Source organism: Rhodococcus sp. NPDC003382 (assembly GCF_053589135.1).
Genome location: NZ_JBSFRH010000060.1, coordinates 1 through 15,977 on the forward strand (window position 1 = coordinate 1; position 15,977 = coordinate 15,977).

Below are 15,977 nucleotides of genomic sequence, written 5' to 3' on the forward strand. Positions count from 1 at the left end.
TCATGCCTCGGTTACCGGAACGGCCCTCGTACACAACCGTGTAAGTGAAACGCCTGTGGCCCCTCGACCGGCGGGGTCGAAGGGCGGAAGTGTCAGGACGTCGACAGGGGATCGAGCGGAGTCGCTCGCCGATGCGCGCCTCGATCGGGCGCGTGGATAGAATCCAGCCTACGGTGCATGACAGCTCTCTTCTGTCGTGTGCCCAGACCCCGGATCGGTGTTCCCGCACCGACCGGGGTCGACCTGTTTTCAGATGATCTTGGGATGGTCCCACGCGAGGTGGGGGCGGTCAACTCGAACACGCGTTCGTGCGCGAAGTTTGGACGACTCCTGGCCTGCGAGTGTCGAGTTCGGGCTGGGGCCCAGTCGGAACGCGAATACGCTGGGGCGATGGCACGCCCTTCCGACTTCATCAAGCAACTCACATCGACGACGATCTACCACCCCGACGGGACGACGGAGATACGGAAAGCTCCTGCCGTGTGGACGCTCGCCCACCGTGGCTTCAGCGGATCCGGTCGCCTCGATGTGTGGGTCTTCCGCGCCAAGGACGACGCGCTGTATGCCGGTGCTGTCCTCGCGATGGAGCGAGAAGGACGACGATCAGGGGTGCGAACACGACGATGCCGATACCCACTGCCCGGAAGGCAAGGTCGAATGCCTTGCTGCCCTGCAGGATTCCGATGGAAGTGACGATGGCTGTCACATAGACGAGAAGACCCACGAGCTCGCCGGAGTACCACGACCGCGTGGGATCGGGGGCGACCCGGTCTCTGCGATCACTTACGGTGTGCCCGTATCCGGGACCAGATCAGCTCCAGCACGATCGCCAATCCCAGCGTCGCCACCATTGCGGCAAACGTCTGCGGGGCGGTCCGCAGGGTCTGCACCACGAATACGACGAGCACGATTACGGTCAACGCGATTCCGGTGACGAGGATGCCGGTTGCCGCTGCAATCTCCCGCCGGAGCCGGAAGGCGCCGATCGACGTGACGAGGAAGATCGCGAGGGCTACCACACTGCCGAGGGAGGCGATCGCGCTCAGATCGACGGACAGGGCCAGAACCAGAATCAGTGCGGCTGAGATGGTCAGCCCTCGGGTGCCACCGACCCATGCTCGACGACCGAATACCGGTGGGAACATGCCGGATTCGGCCAGCTTTCTGGTGGATCCGGCAGCGGCAAAGAGGTTGGCGTTGACCGACGACGAGGTCGCCAGCAGTGCGGCGAGGGCCATGATCGCGAAGCCGGCGTCGCCGAGAGCGGGTTGGGCGGCCACGGCAAGGGCGGTCTCGCCATGCGCGATGACCTCGTCCACCGGCAGCGTCCCGAAGACTCCGACGGAAATCAGAATGTAGAGGGTCACGGTGATGCCCAGCGACAGGTACATCGCGCGGGGCAGGTTGCGGTGCGGGTCGGGAAGGTCCCCGCCGGTGAAGCTGACGACGGTGAATCCGAGGTAGGCGAAGAACGTCAGTGCCACACTCGACACGATGTCCACCGTCGGGGGATAGGTGGAGGGGGCGAGCAGGGCTGGTTCGAGGTCCGCGAGGGTAACCACGATGAAGACCGCGAAGACGGCCAGCAGCAGCACCACGATCGTGGTCTGGACTCGATCGATGAAGGTTGCGCCGGCGATGTTGACCGCGACCACGAGCACGATCACTGCGGCGGTGAGGACCTTGCCCCACACGACGGAGTCGTCGAAAAACAATGCGGCACCATAGCTGCCGAACGAGACGGCGACCATCGCGGTCACGATGAGAGCGGCGAAGTAGAGAAGCCAGGAGGCAATGGCGGTGGTGTGGCCTCGACCGTACGCCTGCAGCAGGAAAGTCACGATGCCACCGGAGGACGGATATCGCGCACCGAGCTTGGCTACCGCATAGCCCTGCAAGGTGGCCACAATTCCTGCCAGCAGGAACGACACCCACACAGCCGACCCGGCCACCGCCCCGGCCTCGCCGAGGAGCGCGAAAATCCCCGCCCCGACCATCGAGCCGACCCCCAGGAAGGCGGCACCGCGCACGGTCATCGACCGCACCGCCACCGAATCGTCTCTCCCTGCGCCGGCCTCCCCGTCGCCGCCGCCGGGCACCTGAGAAGCCTTCTCGTCCATGCCGTCCATAGTTCCCCACGGCAGGACCGTCGGAATCGGGTTTGGCCACCGAAAGATCTGCATGGTGTCGAACGTGCTCACCCTGGCGCTTCCGGGGATGGGTCGTGCTCGATGCACGATCCCGGCGGATCCGTTCGGCGAGACCGTCGATCACCGACACCGAATCTTCGGATCCGCGAGATGAAACGCTCATTCGTCCCGAAGCCGGCAGCGGTCGTATTTACCCGAATTCGCTGCGGCGTCCGGCTGAGCAGGCGCAAGATTCGGTAGTTGCGGGCATACGGGAAATGCGGCGATGAGCGGCCTGGGGAGGACGACCGTGGTCGATGAAATCCATATCGCGGAACTCGAGCGGCGATGCCGATGCCGTGAACGGTGCGGCTGCGGTCTCGCTCGTCGAATGGTCCGATGGCGCCGAGGAACAGAGCACCTACACCGACACCGCAGGTCCACCACAGGGGCGCTCGATCGCGCCGTGACGAGGAAGGCACTGGGATGACATGCAACCTCGGGGCTCACAGCGCCCGGCACCGGATCTCCCACAGGTGGATCTCATGAGTGCCCCGGACATCCCGGCCGACCGGCCGCCCACCGAGTCGAAGGCACGGACCCGCGTTCCGGCCGGGCCCTGGATCTCCTGGCTGGCTCTGGCGTTGATGACCACCAGTTCCGTTGCCAGTCTGCGGCCGTCGCCGACGATGGCCGTCTACGGTCTCGCCTGCGTCTTCTTGTACGTGGTGCCCGCGATCGTGTTCCTGCTCCCGACATCGCTGGTATCGGCCGAATTGGCGTCCGGATGGGAGGGCGGAGTCTACAACTGGGTCGCTCTCGGGATCTCCAAGCCGATGGGCTTTCTGGCGGTGTGGTGCCAGTTCGCGATGACGATCTTCTATTACCCGAGTCTGCTCGGATACGTGGCCAGCACCCTCGCGTACGTCATCAATCCGGCTTTGGCCAGTAGCGGCGTGTGGACCGCCCTGGTCATCATGATCTGCTACTGGTCCGGGGTCTACATCTCCTCCCGCGGCACCAAGGGCGTTGCGGGCCTGGCCAGCGGCGGACTGATCATCGGCACCCTGATCCCGGGGGTGCTGCTGGTGATCCTGGGCGCCGTCTTCCTCGGGCAGGGGAACCCCTCGGCTGCTCCGATGACGGCCGATCATCTGCTGCCGGCCTGGGCCGGACTGGCCAGCCTGGTGTTGATCGTCAACAACTTCCTGTCCTACTCCGGGATGGAGATGAACGCCGTTCACGTCTCCTCGTTGCGCAACCCCGCCAAGGAATTTCCGAAGGCGATGTTCTTCGCGATGGGGCTGGTGCTGTTGATCTTCATCCTGCCCGCACTGGCCATCAGCTGGGTGGTGCCCGCCGAACAGCTGTCCCTGACCGCCGGTGTGATGCAGGCATTCGACGCCGTGTTCGCACAATTCGGCTGGCAATGGCTGACCCCGGTGATCGGAATCATGCTGGTGGCCGCCTCTCTCGGCGGCATGCTGACGTGGTTGGCGGGCCCCTCGAAGGGCCTGCTGCTGATCTCTCGGCAGGAAGGCTACCTGCCGCCGTTCCTGCAGCGGGTGAACAAGCACGGAGTGCAACAGAACATCCTCGTCACGCAAGGTCTGGTCACCACGGTGATCGCCCTGTTGTACGCGTTCATCCCGGACGTGTCGAGCACCTACTGGATCTTCTCGGTGATCACCACCCAGGTGTATCTGATCATGTACCTGCTGATGTTCGTCGCCGCGGTCCGGCTGCGCCGCAAGTTTCCCGACCACCCCCGCGGCTACCGGGCTCCGATGCTCGTCGGGCTCTGCGGCGTCGGCTTCGCCGCCTCGCTCGCTGCTCTGCTCATCGGCTTCATCCCGCCCTCGCAGTTCAGTTCCGGCAACGCCGGGGTCTACTTCCTGATCGTCGCCGCCGGCGCGCTCGGCCTCGGCCTGCTGGTGCCCTACCTGTTCTACAAATCCCGCAAGCCTTCGTGGAAACAACCCGAGGAGAGCTCGTCATGACCACCGCGGAGGAAACATGGAATCGCCGTGACCGCATGATCATCTACGGGGTCGTCGCATTTGTCATCGTCATCCTCACCGTCATTGCCCTGCTCCTGTTTCCCTATGTCTCGTCGAGCCGAGAAGCCGAGGCCAAGGCCGACCAGCTCATCGCCGCCCTGGACCAGGCCGGCGCCCGCACCCCCTCGCGCGACCAGATCGTCAGGGTGCTCGGCGAAGACGGCGGGGCCGTCTGCGCCAATCCCGATGCTCCGTTGACCCGCGCCACCTTGCTGTCCCAGATGGTCAACGGAGCCGGCGGACCGGGCACCCGACCGGTCATCGTGGACGATCGGGTCGTTCAAGGAGAACTGCTGATCATCGAGATCTACTGCCCCGAAAAACTACCCGAGTTCCAGCAGTTCGTGGACGACCTCGAGACCAGCGATGTGGCAGGGGAGTAACCGATGGATCTGACCGAGCGCATCAGCGATCTGATGCCGCAGGTGAAGGAAGAACTGACCGAACTCGTCGCGATGCAATCGGTGGCCGATCCCCGCCGATATCCTCCCGAAGAATGTCACCGTGCGGCGGAATGGGTACGGCAGAAATTCGACCGACAAGGCTTCGCAGATGCCCGCCTGGAAGAAACCGCCGACGGAAGTCACGCCGTGGTCGGGACGAGGCGATGCTCGAACCCGCAGGCCCCGACCGTGCTGCTCTACGCCCACTACGATGTCCAACCCCCGCTCGACGACACCGCCTGGGACACACCACCGTTCCAGCTCACCGAGAAGAACGGGCGCTGGTACGGACGCGGAACCGCCGACTGCAAAGGCAACATCCTCGTTCACCTGACCGCGCTGCGAGCTCTCGGCGGTGAACTCCCCGTGCACCTCAAACTCGTGGTCGAGGGGTCGGAGGAGCAAGGCACCGGCGGCCTGGAAGCGTTCGTCCAGGACAACGCAGATCTCCTGCGCGCCGACGCGATCCTCGTGTGCGACACCGGCAATGCCGACGTGGGAAGACCCGCCGCCACCGTCAGCCTGCGCGGAATGGTCAACGTCGTCGTCACCGTCGAAGCGCTCACCTCCGAGCTGCACTCCGGCATGTTCGGTGGGGCCGCCCCGGACGCCCTTGCCGCTCTGGTCGCCATGCTGGCAACCCTGCGAGATGCCAAGGGCAACACCACTATCCACGGTCTGGACAACAACCAGACCTGGGCCGGCGAGCGCTACCCACCGGAACAGTTCCGCACCGACGCCGGCATGCTCGACACCGAATCCGTGCTCGGCGACGGCACCGTCTCCGACATGCTCTGGGCGCGTCCGGCCCTGACCATCCTCGGCATCGACTGCCCGCCGGTGGTCGGCTCGGCGGCGGCGATCGCGCCGCGGGCCCGCGCCCGCCTGAACCTGCGGATACCCCCCGGACTCGAAGCCCCACAGGCACAGAAGGCCCTCATCGACCATTTGCGTGCCGCCGCCCCGTGGGGAGTCGCCGTCGAGATCGAGGTGGAAGCCTCCGGATCGCCGTTCCGGGCCCGCACCGACGGACCCGCCTATCAGGCCCTCGCGGCAGCCATGCAGCAGGCCTACGGTCGGCCCATGGTCATGCTGGGACAAGGCGGATCCATCCCGTTGTGCAACGTCCTCGCCGACACATACCCCGACGCCGAGATCATCTTGATGGGCGTCGAAGAACCACGGGCCCTGATCCATGCCCCCAACGAAAGCGTCGATCCCGCCGAGATCGCGGCGATGTCGGCGGTCGAAGCCCAATTCCTGCAGAACTACGCGAGCATCCATCCGTGAGACGAAGGAAAGGGAACGATCAGGTTTCGAGGTATCGCTGGTCCAGCACGGTGCGTAGAAGGAACCGCAGGGGCAGCGGTACTTCTCGTCGTCGTGTCCGAGTGCTCGTTGTGAGCAGGTGCGGCGCGACGATTCTGCTACCGCCAATGAGCCGAAGTTCCTGCGATAGAGGCATGATTCGGCGCACACTTGCCTCGTCGCGTCCGTTGGCAAAGGGAGACGAACTGTGTCACAGCATGCGCGTACCGATCAGGAAAGCATGTCCGTCAAACAGGGGATCGCCGCGGGAACCTCGGTCGGGGCCGCAGTCATCATGGTTACGATCGGTGTCCTGCAGTTCTTCCAGGGACTTGCCGCGGTGGCCGAGGACGAACTGCTCGTCCAGGGCCAGGAGTACACGTTCAAGTTCGACTTCACAACGTGGGGATGGATCCACATCGTCCTCGGTGTGGTCATGGTGGTCGTGGGCATCGCCTTGATCACCGGCGTCACCTGGGCGCGGGTGGCGGCGATCGTCATCGCGGCGTTGTCGATCCTGGCGAACTTCATGTGGCTGCCGTACTACCCGGGGTGGGCGATGGCGATCATCGCGCTCGACGTGGTGGTGATCTGGGCGATCTCGACCTGGCAGCCGCGCGCCGACTACCGCTGAGTCGAAGACTCCACCCGGTAACCCGCTTGTCCGATGCGCACTACCGGGAATCGGGACCGGGGCAGTTGTTGCTCCACGCCGATACGCTCGACGGCCTCGAACGACTCCTCGACGAGGTTCCGGTCGCCCCCGGCAGCGGCCACCACCGCACCGCACATCATGCGTCAAGGTCCGTACGTTGTCTTCCTCCCACCCCCCGCCGGCCGACCGACGGTATTGCTCGTCACCCGGGGCACGTCCGGCGCTCCCGCCGACCGCACTTGCCGGCATCGTCGCCGGCTCCGGCAGAAAGTCCGGGGACCGGTGTGTCCTCGTCTGTCGCATGCCGGACGGCCGTGCCGCCGACCGGCTGTCAGCGCAGCGAAACAGCAGATGCGTGCCCGGGCGGTGCGGGGACCGGTGAATTCCGAGGGGATGCAGGAGGGGTGCGGGACTGCCGCGCTCCTCCCGAACCGGAACTCGTCGTTGCCAGGGGGTGCCGGTGACTTTCCCGGCCACCGGCGGTCGGCGTCGGTCGACCGTCAGCGTCCCTGCGCGACCGTCGGCGGCGCGGGGTCGGCGCTCGACCGGATGGCCGAACCGCCGGAGCCTGCATGCAATTGCGCGCGAGCGTGACGCTCGACGAACAGCGGGACGAAGTCTCGGATTCTGCAGTCGATGTACCGGGCATGGATCTCGGCGACGAGGGCCTCGATGTGCTCGGACGGGATTCCGGGGAACTGACTACGCAGGTTGTCGAGCACACGGACGATGGCCTGGTCCTCGGTGGTACCGTCCATCGGTCCAGTCTGTCACCACGGGGTTGTGGTGCACACGGTTTCGTTCACCGTGACCGCCCGGGCGATGCCCGGGCGGTCACGGTGAACCGGGCCCGCGGATCGGGACTTCCTTGGTATCGAGACGGCCCACGCCGCCCGTCCGTAATGGATCGACATGCCAGTCCAAGGTGTCTCGCAAGTTGATTCTGACTCTGCCGTGTCAAAACATCAGTACGAGAACAACCTTCGGAACCATCCGGTCGCGGGCGCGCATCGTGAGCCTCAGCGGCGCAACGCCGCGGCGGAGATCGGTAAGCCCGCCGCGGCGAGGCGGTCGCATACGTCGGCCGGCGTGCCGGGCGGGTTACGCCACGCTGCGGCAGTAGCGCTGATCGCCTGGTGCACCCGCGCCCCGTCGAGCGTGAACAGGTCCATGACGAACTCGTCCGGGTGCAGGGCCTCGATGCCGAACTGGGCAAGTTCGGTATCGGGGAAGTCGCGCAGGTTCGCGGTGACGATCACCTGCGCTCCGCAGCGGATCGCCGCGGCGAGTACATGCCGATCGTCCTCGTCTGGCAGCCTCAGGGCCGGGATGAGTGCTTCGTACCCGGTGACCCGGCAGTCCGGGACGGCTCGGTTCATCAGCTCCCGCAGCCTGGCCAGGGTTTCGGTGGGGATGTCCGGTCGGTCGGCGGCGAGATTGCGGAACGTCTCGTCGAGAATCCGGTCGGTCCACCGGGCGTGCACCAGCCCGGTCTGGGCCATGCGAATCAGCACGTCGCGAAGCACGTTCGGGTACAGCACGTTCGCGTCGTAGAGGACGGTGAAGGTCACGTCAGTAGAGTCCGAGGTCTTCGGACAGGGCAGCGAGATCGTCCGCGGCCCGCCGCGCATCGCCCTGCTGGGTGCGTCGGTACTCGAGGAGCGAGGATGCCAGGATCCGGCGATGCCGGCCCACCAGCCGGTACCGGATGAGGCCCTGGTCGAGGAGTTTGATCACGTGCGGGCGCGACACATTGAGCAGCTCGGCGGCCTGCTGGGTGGTGAGCTCTGCATGCGCAGGGACCACGGTCACGCCCTGGCCGGCTGCCATGTTCGCCAAGACGTCTTTGATCAACTCCAGGGCGGAACTCGGCAGGTGCACGGACTCCGACGTGCCGGCGACGGTGACATCGAACGTGTCGGCACTCGGTTTCACGTCCCGAAGAGCGTTCAGCGCCTGCCGTGCCTGTTCCTGCTCCACGGCACTCGGATGTTCGATCGCGGACATACCCCACCTCCTCCAAGCGAAATATACGCAGCAAACGAAACAAACGCAAAAGTGGGCGGTGTTCGAGTCGCAAGCCCGCCGTGGTGGAAATCTGCCCGGCCCGCTGTGCTCGGGTTCGGGTTCGGTTTCGTGGGTGTGCTGTTTGACGATCGCCAAGCAGCACACCGATCGACCGGGGATCGGGTTCTTCCAGAAACAACATGGAGGCGGTGACGAGCGCCCGGAACGGCCATGCGGCGCTGGCCGCTTCCGAGGAGCCTGTCGACCATCTCGGTCACCGCTACGCTCACGGCATTGTCGGAGAGGAGGCAGCGTGACTCTGAGATTCACACACATGGTGGGCGGGGCTTGTGTGCTTGCAGCGGTCGTAGCAGCGCTCACTCTCGTCGTCGACGACACGGACAACTACCCGAGCGAGGAGCAGCAAACCGCCATGTCCACGTACGACAACGTGCCTTCCGACTACGATCCCTCGGTCGAGGAACCTGTGATCGAGGATGGAAAGCCGGAACGCGACGAGGACTTTGCGAGGGATGCCGCCCTGGGCAGGCATCCCGATGATCAACCTGTGCCCGGCGGGGGAAGCATCACCGTCACCATGGGACAGACGGTGGGGACGGTTCGGGAATGGCACGGCGAGCTGGGGTGGGGAGTGTTGGACTCTCCCGACACCCCGGGCGGTTGCTGGGTGTACTGGAGCACCATCGAGGGAACCGGGTTCCGTGCCCTGAGCGTAGGGGCGACGGTCGAGTTCGGCTGGGAACTTGCGCAGCAGGACGGATATTCGTTCCGGGCCACCCGCGTCTACCCGCGGGATCAGTGACCGGCGATGACCCCAGGCTACGAGGACCAGCAGCTGGCGTGGCAGGTGGACGACGCTTCCAGAGGACGCGCACTTGTGCGTTCCGGTGGCCCGAGCGCGGCCTCGATGGGAAAATGCGAAGGCTCCCGCAGGCAGGACAAGCGGAGGAGTTCAACGTTGGAAGCGGAGCTCCCATCGTCCGGCTGGACGGCCGAACGGCTGTTCGCCGGCCCGGGCGACGCCCGCGAGCGGCACCGGAACACCGATTGGTCGGCGACCGCACTCGGGCCGGTGGAGACCTGGCCGATGGAACTGCGGATGGCGGTGAACACCGTGCTGCCGTCGGAAGTGCCGATGCTGGTGTGGTGGGGGCCGGAACTGATCCAGATCTTCAACGACGCGTTCGTCCCCATCCTCGGCGACAAGTACCCCGCTGCGGTCGGGCAGCGGGGCGCGGACTGCTGGCGGGAGATCTGGGACGCGGTCGGCTCCCTCGCCGAGGAAGCGTGGGCCGGCCGGGCCACCTTCACCGAGAACGAACGGCTGTTCCTGCAGCGCCACGGATTCGTCGAGGAGTCGTACTGGACGTTCTCCTACAGCCCGATCTTCGACGACACCGGAGCCGTGGCGGGGGTGTTCGTCGCCACCGCCGACACCACCGCCGCGGTGCTCGGTGATCGTCGCAGCGAGGCGATCAGCCGACTCGGAACGGTCGCGATCACGGATACAGGCCATTCTGTCGTCGACATCTGCGAAAAGGCACTGGCGGCGGTCGCCCCGAGCGGGGCCGACGTTCCCGTCGCGGCGGTCTACCTCGACACGCGTACCGAGCACCCCGATCGGGCCGCACCGCACGCCTGGGATCGGGTCGCCGACCTCGGGACGATCGGCGACGTCGACCGGCTTCTCGGGCCCGATGTCCAGCGGGTCCTCGACGAGGTAGCGAGGAGCCGCGAACCGCTCGTCGTCACCGGTGTCGCCGAACGCTCGCCCGGCGTCGTCGACCCCACACGCCTGCTCGGCGCGCAACCGCTCGACACGGTGGTGCTGCTACCGCTGACCGTCCCCGGCCGCGCCACCGCGATCGGCGTGCTGGCGGTCGGGCTGAACCCCAACCTGGCGTACGACGACAACTACGCCACCCTCGTCCAGCTGATCGCCGCCAGAATCTCGGGTCTGCTGCGCGACAGCATCGCCTTCGATGCCGAACGTCGCCGCGCCGACGCACTCGCCGAGGTCGGCAGGGCCAAGACCCGTTTCCTGGAGACGGTCAGTCACGAGTTCCGCACCCCGCTGGTACTGCTCCTCGGGCCGCTGCAGAGCCTCCTCGACGACGCTGCCGCCCTCACCGCCGAGCAGCAGCGATCCCTCGAGATCGCGCGGCGCGCAGTGGGGCGCTTGCAGCGACTCGTCGACGTTCTGCTGGAAGCGACCCGCGCCGAGTCCTATCAGGTGCGTCCGCGTCTGCGGCCCACCGACGCGGCGGCGCTGACCGCGGCGTGTGCCGAGCTCTACGAGTCGATCGCGCGCACCGCCGGGCTGACTCTGGTGACCCGGATCGACGATGCGGCTGCAGAGGCGATCGATCTCGACCCGGAGATCTGGTCGCACATCGTGTTCAACCTGCTGTCCAATGCCGTCAAGTACACGCTCGCGGGGTCGATCACCGTCGAGTTGCGCGTCGACGGCGACCGGTTGGTGCTGTCGGTGACGGACACCGGGGTGGGGATACCTCCCGACGAGGCGACCCGGGTCTTCGAACGATTCCACCGGGTGGAGGGCACGGCCGGTCGCAGCGGTGAAGGCGTGGGCCTGGGCTTGTCGCTGGTGTCGGACTGGGTGCAGGCACTCGGCGGGACGGTCGCGGTGACGAGCGAGGCCGGCACCGGGAGCACGTTCACGGTCTCGGTGCAGCGCGTCGTGCGCAACGCGAAACCTGTTGCAGCAGATGATGTTCCTGCCGCTCTGGGTGAGGCTTATCTCGCCGAGAGTTCGCAGTGGATGGACGAGCCGATCGAAGCCGGCGCGGCGGAAACCGCCGGTGACCGGCCCCGAATCCTGGTGATCGACGACAATGCGGACCTGCGGAACTACCTGAGGAAATTGCTGCGCGGACAGGATTGGCACGTCGAGACAGTGGCCGACGCGGGAATCGCGCTGCAGCGCATTCAGGATTCGCCGCCGGACCTCGTTCTCAGCGACGTCATGTTGCCCGGCCTCGACGGACTCGCGTTGCTGAAGCAGTTGCGTAACGATCCCGCCACCGCCCGGCTGCCGGTGATTCTGTTGACCGCGCGCGCCGGAACCTCGGCGGCGGTCGGTGGTCTGCAGGACGGCGCCGACGACTACATCACGAAGCCGTTCGAGCCCGACGAGCTGATCGCCCGGGTGCGGGTGAATCTGGAACTGTCCCGTTTGCGGGAAGAGATCATCGCGATGAAGGAACGCGAATCAGGCCAGCTGCGTTCGGCTTTGGAGAGCCGAACCATGCTGAGCGAGGCGGTGGGTCTGATCATGGCGACGTTCCGGTGCGACGCGGATACCGCCTTCGAGAAACTCGTGGCCTTCTCGCAGCATCGCAACGTCAAGCTGCGCGTGATCGCACAGGAGATCGTCGAGGCCCACACCTCGTCGGTGCGCGAAGGGGGCTGATCGGGACGACTCCGTTCCGTGTGGATCCGTGGCCGCCGGGCGGACACGAATCCACACGGAACATACTGTGTCTCAGTTCTTCTCGTACAATTTGTCGATCTCCTCGGCGTACTTCGCGTCGATCGGCTTGCGCTTGAGCTTCATCGTCGGGGTCAGCTCGTCACCGGATGGTTCCCAGATGTTCGGCAGCAGCTTGTACTTCTTGATCTGTTCGACACGGGCCAGCTTCGAGTTCGCGACCTGCACGGCCTTGTCGACCGCTTCGACGACGAGCGGATTCTGCACGAGTTCCTCGTGTGCTCCCGTCAGACCGTGTTCGGCCGCGAACGCGGCGAGCGCATCCGGGTCGAGTGCGAGCAGCGCGACGTTGTAGGGGCGGTCGTTGCCGATCGCGACGGCGCCGCCGAGCATCGGGCACGCGGCCCGCAGCGCACCTTCGATGTTGGTGGGCGACATGTTCTTACCGGCCGCGTTGACGATCAGTTCCTTCTTGCGGTCGATCAGCTTCACGTAGCCGTCGGCGTCGATCTCGGCGATGTCACCGGTGTGCAGCCAGCCGGCGGCATCGATGGTTTCGGCGGTCTTCTCCGGGTCGTTCCGGTAGCCCTTCATCAGCAGCGGCCCGCGGACGAGGAGCTCGCCGTCCTCCGCGATCTTGATCTCCACGCCGTCCACGGGCTGCCCGACGGTGCCGATGCGGATGGCGTCCGGCCGGTTGAGTGTCACCACGGCCGACGTCTCCGACATGCCCCACACCTCGGAGCACGGGATCCCCAGGGCCAGGACGAATTCCAGGACCTCGGGGGAGATCGCGGCGGCACCGGTGACGGCGGCGCGCACCTGGTCGAGGCCGAGCTTCTTGCGGATCGCGGAGAGCACGAGCTTGTCGGCGAGCGCGTGCTGGAGCTCGAGCACCTTGGGTACCGGCTTGCCGTCCGACATCAGCCGCGCACGCTTGCGGCCGACGTCGATGGACCACAACGCGAGCTTCTTCTTCACCGGGCTCGGCTCGTCGGCGAGGGTCTTGTCGATCGCCGCCTTGAGCTTGTACCAGACCTGCGGCACCGCGCCGAACATCGTCGGGCGAACGGTCGGCAGGACCGCGATGGCCTGCTTGAGGTCGTCGAGCGTGGTGATCTGCATGCCCGTGTGGATGGACGTGTAGTGCGCTCCCCACCGGTTGGCGATGTGCGCGTCCGGCAGATACGACACGAGCCGGTCGTCCGGGCCGGGGTTGAGGATCGGGGCGGTCGCCTCGATCTCCGCGATGAGGTTGGCGTGGGTCAGCTCGACGCCCTTCGGCGGACCGGTGGTGCCGGAGGTGTAGATCAGGGTCAGCAGGTCCGACGGCTCCACCGCCTGCCAGGTCGCGTCGAAGTCGAACGACGGATCGGCGGCGGCCTCGAGTTCGTCGAGCGTGATGGTCCCCTCCGGGTGCCCGTCGACGCACACCAGCTTTTCGACGGCGGTGCCGGGGATGGCCTTCTGCAGGACCGGGACGAACTGCTCCTCGCAGATCATCACCTTGTTGCCGGCGTTGCCGAGCACGTAGGTGATCTGTTCGGCGGTGAGCGAGTTGTAGATCGAGAACGCGGCGGCCCCCGCGTGCATGGCGGCGGTGTCGACGAGATGGAACTCGGGCCGGTTGGTCAGCATCAGGCCGACGGTGTCGCCCGGTTTCACGCCGAGCCCGGCGAGACCTGCGGTGAGCGTGCGGACCTTGTCGGCGTAAGCCTTCCAGGTGTAGGTGACGGAGTCGTCCGGGGTGCGCAGGGCAACCCGGTCGGGATATTTCGCGGCGGTCGCCTGGAACGCCTGACAAAGAGTGGTCGGTGCGGTCGTACGAGTTGTCATCGCTGTCCCCCAGAAGATTGTGACGAAGAGCATAAAACGGACTGCGCACGCATGTAATCGGATTGTGAGACGCCACTGCGCCGGGCGGCGCGGGCGTGGCTTGCGGCGGCAGATTACCCAGAATGGGCATTGTGGCACAAGTCACACGAATGCGGCAGCGGTGCCGCGAAAAGGGGGAGGACACCCGGCAGCGCGAATGTCCGGAATCAGCGGACCGGCAGGCGAGACCTGCCGGTCGCCGCATCAGGGCCGGTCGAACTGTTCCTCGCGGCCCAGCTTGCGCAGCCGCATCCACTCGCGCAGACCCGCCGGGTCGCGTCGGGTGACCAGGAAATACCAGCCGAACCGCACCCATTCCTGCGGCAGCAGCCTGCGCATGCCCGGCTGCGACAGCAGGTAGCCGCGGTTGCGGTAGGTGAAGAAGCGCTTCGTCTCGTTGTCCGGATACTGCGTGTGCATGCGGCCACCGAGGATCGGCTTGAACTCGTCCGCCCCGTCCGGATGCAGGTAGGCGGTCTGCAGGCACGTGCCGAAGGGCAGGCCCGACCGCACCAGCCGGCGATGCACCTCGACCTCGTCGCCGCGCACGAACAGCCGCAGATCCGGCACGCCCACCGCGTCGATCGCCGCGGCGGTGAACAGGGCACCGTTGAACAGCGACGCGATGCCGGGCAGCAGATCCTCGTCGCCGAGTTCGCTGCGCCGACGTCGCCACACCACGCCGCGACGCAGCGGAAACGCGAGCCGATCGGGGTCGGCGATGTCGCACACCACCGGAGACACCTCAGCCAGGCCGTGCCGATGCGCGCACGCCAGGAGGGTCTCGAGCACCTCGGGGCCGTCGGGGCGGCCGTCGTCGTCGGCGAGCCACACCCGGTCCGCGCCGAGCGCGAGCGCGTGCAGGATGCCGAGGGCGAACCCACCCGCACCGCCGAGATTGTGCTTGGACCCGATGTAGGTGGTCGGCAGAGGCGCGGATTCGACGAGCAGGCGCACCTCGTTCTCGTCGGCGTTGTCGACGACGATCAGATGGTCGAGCGGCCGGGTCTGCGACGCCAGCACCTTCAGCGAATCGCCGAGCAGTTCGCGACGCTTGTGGGTGACGACGACCCCGATGATCCGTTCCGGGCTGTCAGGCACCGGCGGCACCCGTCGCCGCTGTGCCGTTGGACACGACACCGTTCCGTTCCGCGCGTTCGCGTTCGAGTTCTTCGATGATCGTGCGCACGTGGTCGCCGGCGTCGTTGCCCTCGTAGGCGCGCACGACCTCTTCGATGCCGCCCTGCTCGCGGATCCGGCCGTGGTCGATCCACATCGCCTGGTCGCACAGCTGAGCGAGGAATTCGTTGGAATGGCTCGCGAACACGAGGATGCCGGAGCGCGCGACGAGTTCCTGCAGCCGGACGCGGGCCTTCTTCATGAACTCGGCGTCGACCGCGCCGATGCCTTCGTCGAGCAGCAGGATCTCCGGGTCGATGCTGGTCACCACACCGAGGGCGACGCGCACCCGCATGCCGGTGGAGTAGGTGCGCAGCGGCATCGACAGGTAGTCACCGAGCTCGGTGAACTCCGCGATGTCGTCGACCTTCTGCAGCATCTGCTTGCGGGTCATGCCCAGGAACATGCCGCGGATCAGGATGTTCTCGTACCCGGAGATCTCCGGGTCCATGCCGACGCCCAGATCGAAGACCGGGGCCACGCGACCGCGGACGCGGGCGGCACCACGGGTCGGTTCGTAGATCCCGGACAGCAATCGCAGCAGCGTGGACTTGCCGGCGCCGTTGTGTCCGACGAGCCCGACGCGGTCGCCTTCCTTCAGCGACATCGTGATGTCGCGCAGTGCCTCGACCACGACGACGTCCGAGTCGTTTCGGCCGATCGCTCCGCCTGCCTTACCCAGGAACGCCTTCTTCAGCGAGCGGGTCTTGGCGTCGAAGATCGGGAAGTCGACGCACGCATTGCGCGTTTCGATGCTGACCCGGCTCACGATGCTGCTCCAGAGACTGACACGGGTTCCGAGGGTACCGGGCGCGCCCGAGAGCACGCCCGGCCCGGACCCCGAAGGGG

14 protein-coding genes are annotated in these 15,977 nt (G+C 66.4%); 7 read left to right on the forward strand and 7 right to left on the reverse strand.

Annotated elements, in window-relative coordinates:
- Nucleotides 1–779: 779 nt before the first annotated feature.
- On the reverse strand, nt 780–2,120 hold the full coding sequence (locus ACWDUD_RS27245) for an APC family permease (RefSeq protein ID WP_248673805.1): 1,341 nt from the start codon (nt 2,118–2,120) through the stop codon (nt 780–782).
- 326 nt (nt 2,121–2,446) lie between these two features.
- On the opposite strand from ACWDUD_RS27245, the gene ACWDUD_RS27250 reads away from it, so the two are divergent.
- The 5 genes from ACWDUD_RS27250 to ACWDUD_RS27270 all read left to right on the forward strand — a co-directional run bounded on the left by ACWDUD_RS27250 (nt 2,447) and on the right by ACWDUD_RS27270 (nt 6,574).
- Complete coding sequence (locus ACWDUD_RS27250; RefSeq protein WP_450111344.1) at nt 2,447–2,599, forward strand: hypothetical protein; 153 nt, start codon at nt 2,447–2,449, stop codon at nt 2,597–2,599.
- A 75-nt stretch (nt 2,600–2,674) separates the two neighbouring features.
- Nucleotides 2,675–4,129: an APC family permease gene (locus ACWDUD_RS27255; RefSeq protein ID WP_450111345.1), complete on the forward strand. Its 1,455-nt coding sequence runs from the start codon at nt 2,675–2,677 to the stop codon at nt 4,127–4,129.
- Nucleotides 4,126–4,572 carry a flagellar basal body-associated FliL family protein gene (locus ACWDUD_RS27260; protein ID WP_248673803.1) on the forward strand — a complete coding sequence of 149 codons (447 nt, stop codon included), beginning with the start codon at nt 4,126–4,128 and terminating at the stop codon, nt 4,570–4,572. The genes ACWDUD_RS27255 and ACWDUD_RS27260 overlap by 4 nt, the downstream gene beginning before the upstream one ends.
- Nucleotides 4,573–4,575: 3 nt before the next feature.
- Nucleotides 4,576–5,922: a dipeptidase gene (locus ACWDUD_RS27265; protein WP_420751528.1), complete on the forward strand. Its 1,347-nt coding sequence runs from the start codon at nt 4,576–4,578 to the stop codon at nt 5,920–5,922.
- A 259-nt stretch (nt 5,923–6,181) separates the two neighbouring features.
- Nucleotides 6,182–6,574, forward strand: coding sequence for a DUF7144 family membrane protein (locus ACWDUD_RS27270; protein WP_420751527.1), 393 nt, complete (start codon nt 6,182–6,184; stop codon nt 6,572–6,574).
- A 521-nt stretch (nt 6,575–7,095) separates the two neighbouring features.
- Here the strand turns inward: ACWDUD_RS27270 and ACWDUD_RS27275 are convergent.
- The 3 genes from ACWDUD_RS27275 to ACWDUD_RS27285 all read right to left on the reverse strand — a co-directional run bounded on the left by ACWDUD_RS27275 (nt 7,096) and on the right by ACWDUD_RS27285 (nt 8,602).
- Nucleotides 7,096–7,353 (reverse strand): three-helix bundle dimerization domain-containing protein, encoded by a 258-nt coding sequence (locus ACWDUD_RS27275; protein ID WP_420751526.1) that lies wholly within the window; start codon nt 7,351–7,353, stop codon nt 7,096–7,098.
- Between the two features lie 261 nt (nt 7,354–7,614).
- The gene (locus ACWDUD_RS27280; protein ID WP_420751525.1) at nt 7,615–8,166 is read right to left on the reverse strand and encodes a PIN domain-containing protein; all 552 of its coding nucleotides are present in this window, start codon (nt 8,164–8,166) and stop codon (nt 7,615–7,617) included.
- Nucleotide 8,167: 1 nt separating this feature from the next.
- Nucleotides 8,168–8,602, reverse strand: coding sequence for a helix-turn-helix domain-containing protein (locus ACWDUD_RS27285; protein WP_420751524.1), 435 nt, complete (start codon nt 8,600–8,602; stop codon nt 8,168–8,170).
- A gap of 313 nt (nt 8,603–8,915) precedes the next feature.
- Here ACWDUD_RS27285 and ACWDUD_RS27290 point away from each other — a divergent pair, with 313 nt between their 5' ends.
- Nucleotides 8,916–9,425 carry a hypothetical protein gene (locus ACWDUD_RS27290; RefSeq protein ID WP_450111346.1) on the forward strand — a complete coding sequence of 170 codons (510 nt, stop codon included), beginning with the start codon at nt 8,916–8,918 and terminating at the stop codon, nt 9,423–9,425.
- A 156-nt stretch (nt 9,426–9,581) separates the two neighbouring features.
- Nucleotides 9,582–12,056: a response regulator gene (locus ACWDUD_RS27295; RefSeq protein WP_450111347.1), complete on the forward strand. Its 2,475-nt coding sequence runs from the start codon at nt 9,582–9,584 to the stop codon at nt 12,054–12,056.
- A 72-nt stretch (nt 12,057–12,128) separates the two neighbouring features.
- Here ACWDUD_RS27295 and ACWDUD_RS27300 read toward each other — a convergent pair whose 3' ends face one another.
- From ACWDUD_RS27300 to wzt, 3 genes are all read right to left on the reverse strand, one after another.
- Nucleotides 12,129–13,910 carry an AMP-dependent synthetase/ligase gene (locus tag ACWDUD_RS27300; protein ID WP_450111348.1) on the reverse strand — a complete coding sequence of 594 codons (1,782 nt, stop codon included), beginning with the start codon at nt 13,908–13,910 and terminating at the stop codon, nt 12,129–12,131.
- 243 nt (nt 13,911–14,153) lie between these two features.
- Entirely contained in the window at nt 14,154–15,050 is an 897-nt protein-coding gene (glfT1, locus tag ACWDUD_RS27305) for a galactofuranosyltransferase GlfT1 (protein ID WP_197251802.1), read from the reverse strand.
- Nucleotides 15,043–15,900 (reverse strand): galactan export ABC transporter ATP-binding subunit Wzt/RfbE, encoded by an 858-nt coding sequence (wzt, locus tag ACWDUD_RS27310; RefSeq protein ID WP_197251813.1) that lies wholly within the window; start codon nt 15,898–15,900, stop codon nt 15,043–15,045. The genes glfT1 and wzt overlap by 8 nt, the downstream gene beginning before the upstream one ends.
- Between the last annotated feature and the right edge of the window lie 77 nt (nt 15,901–15,977).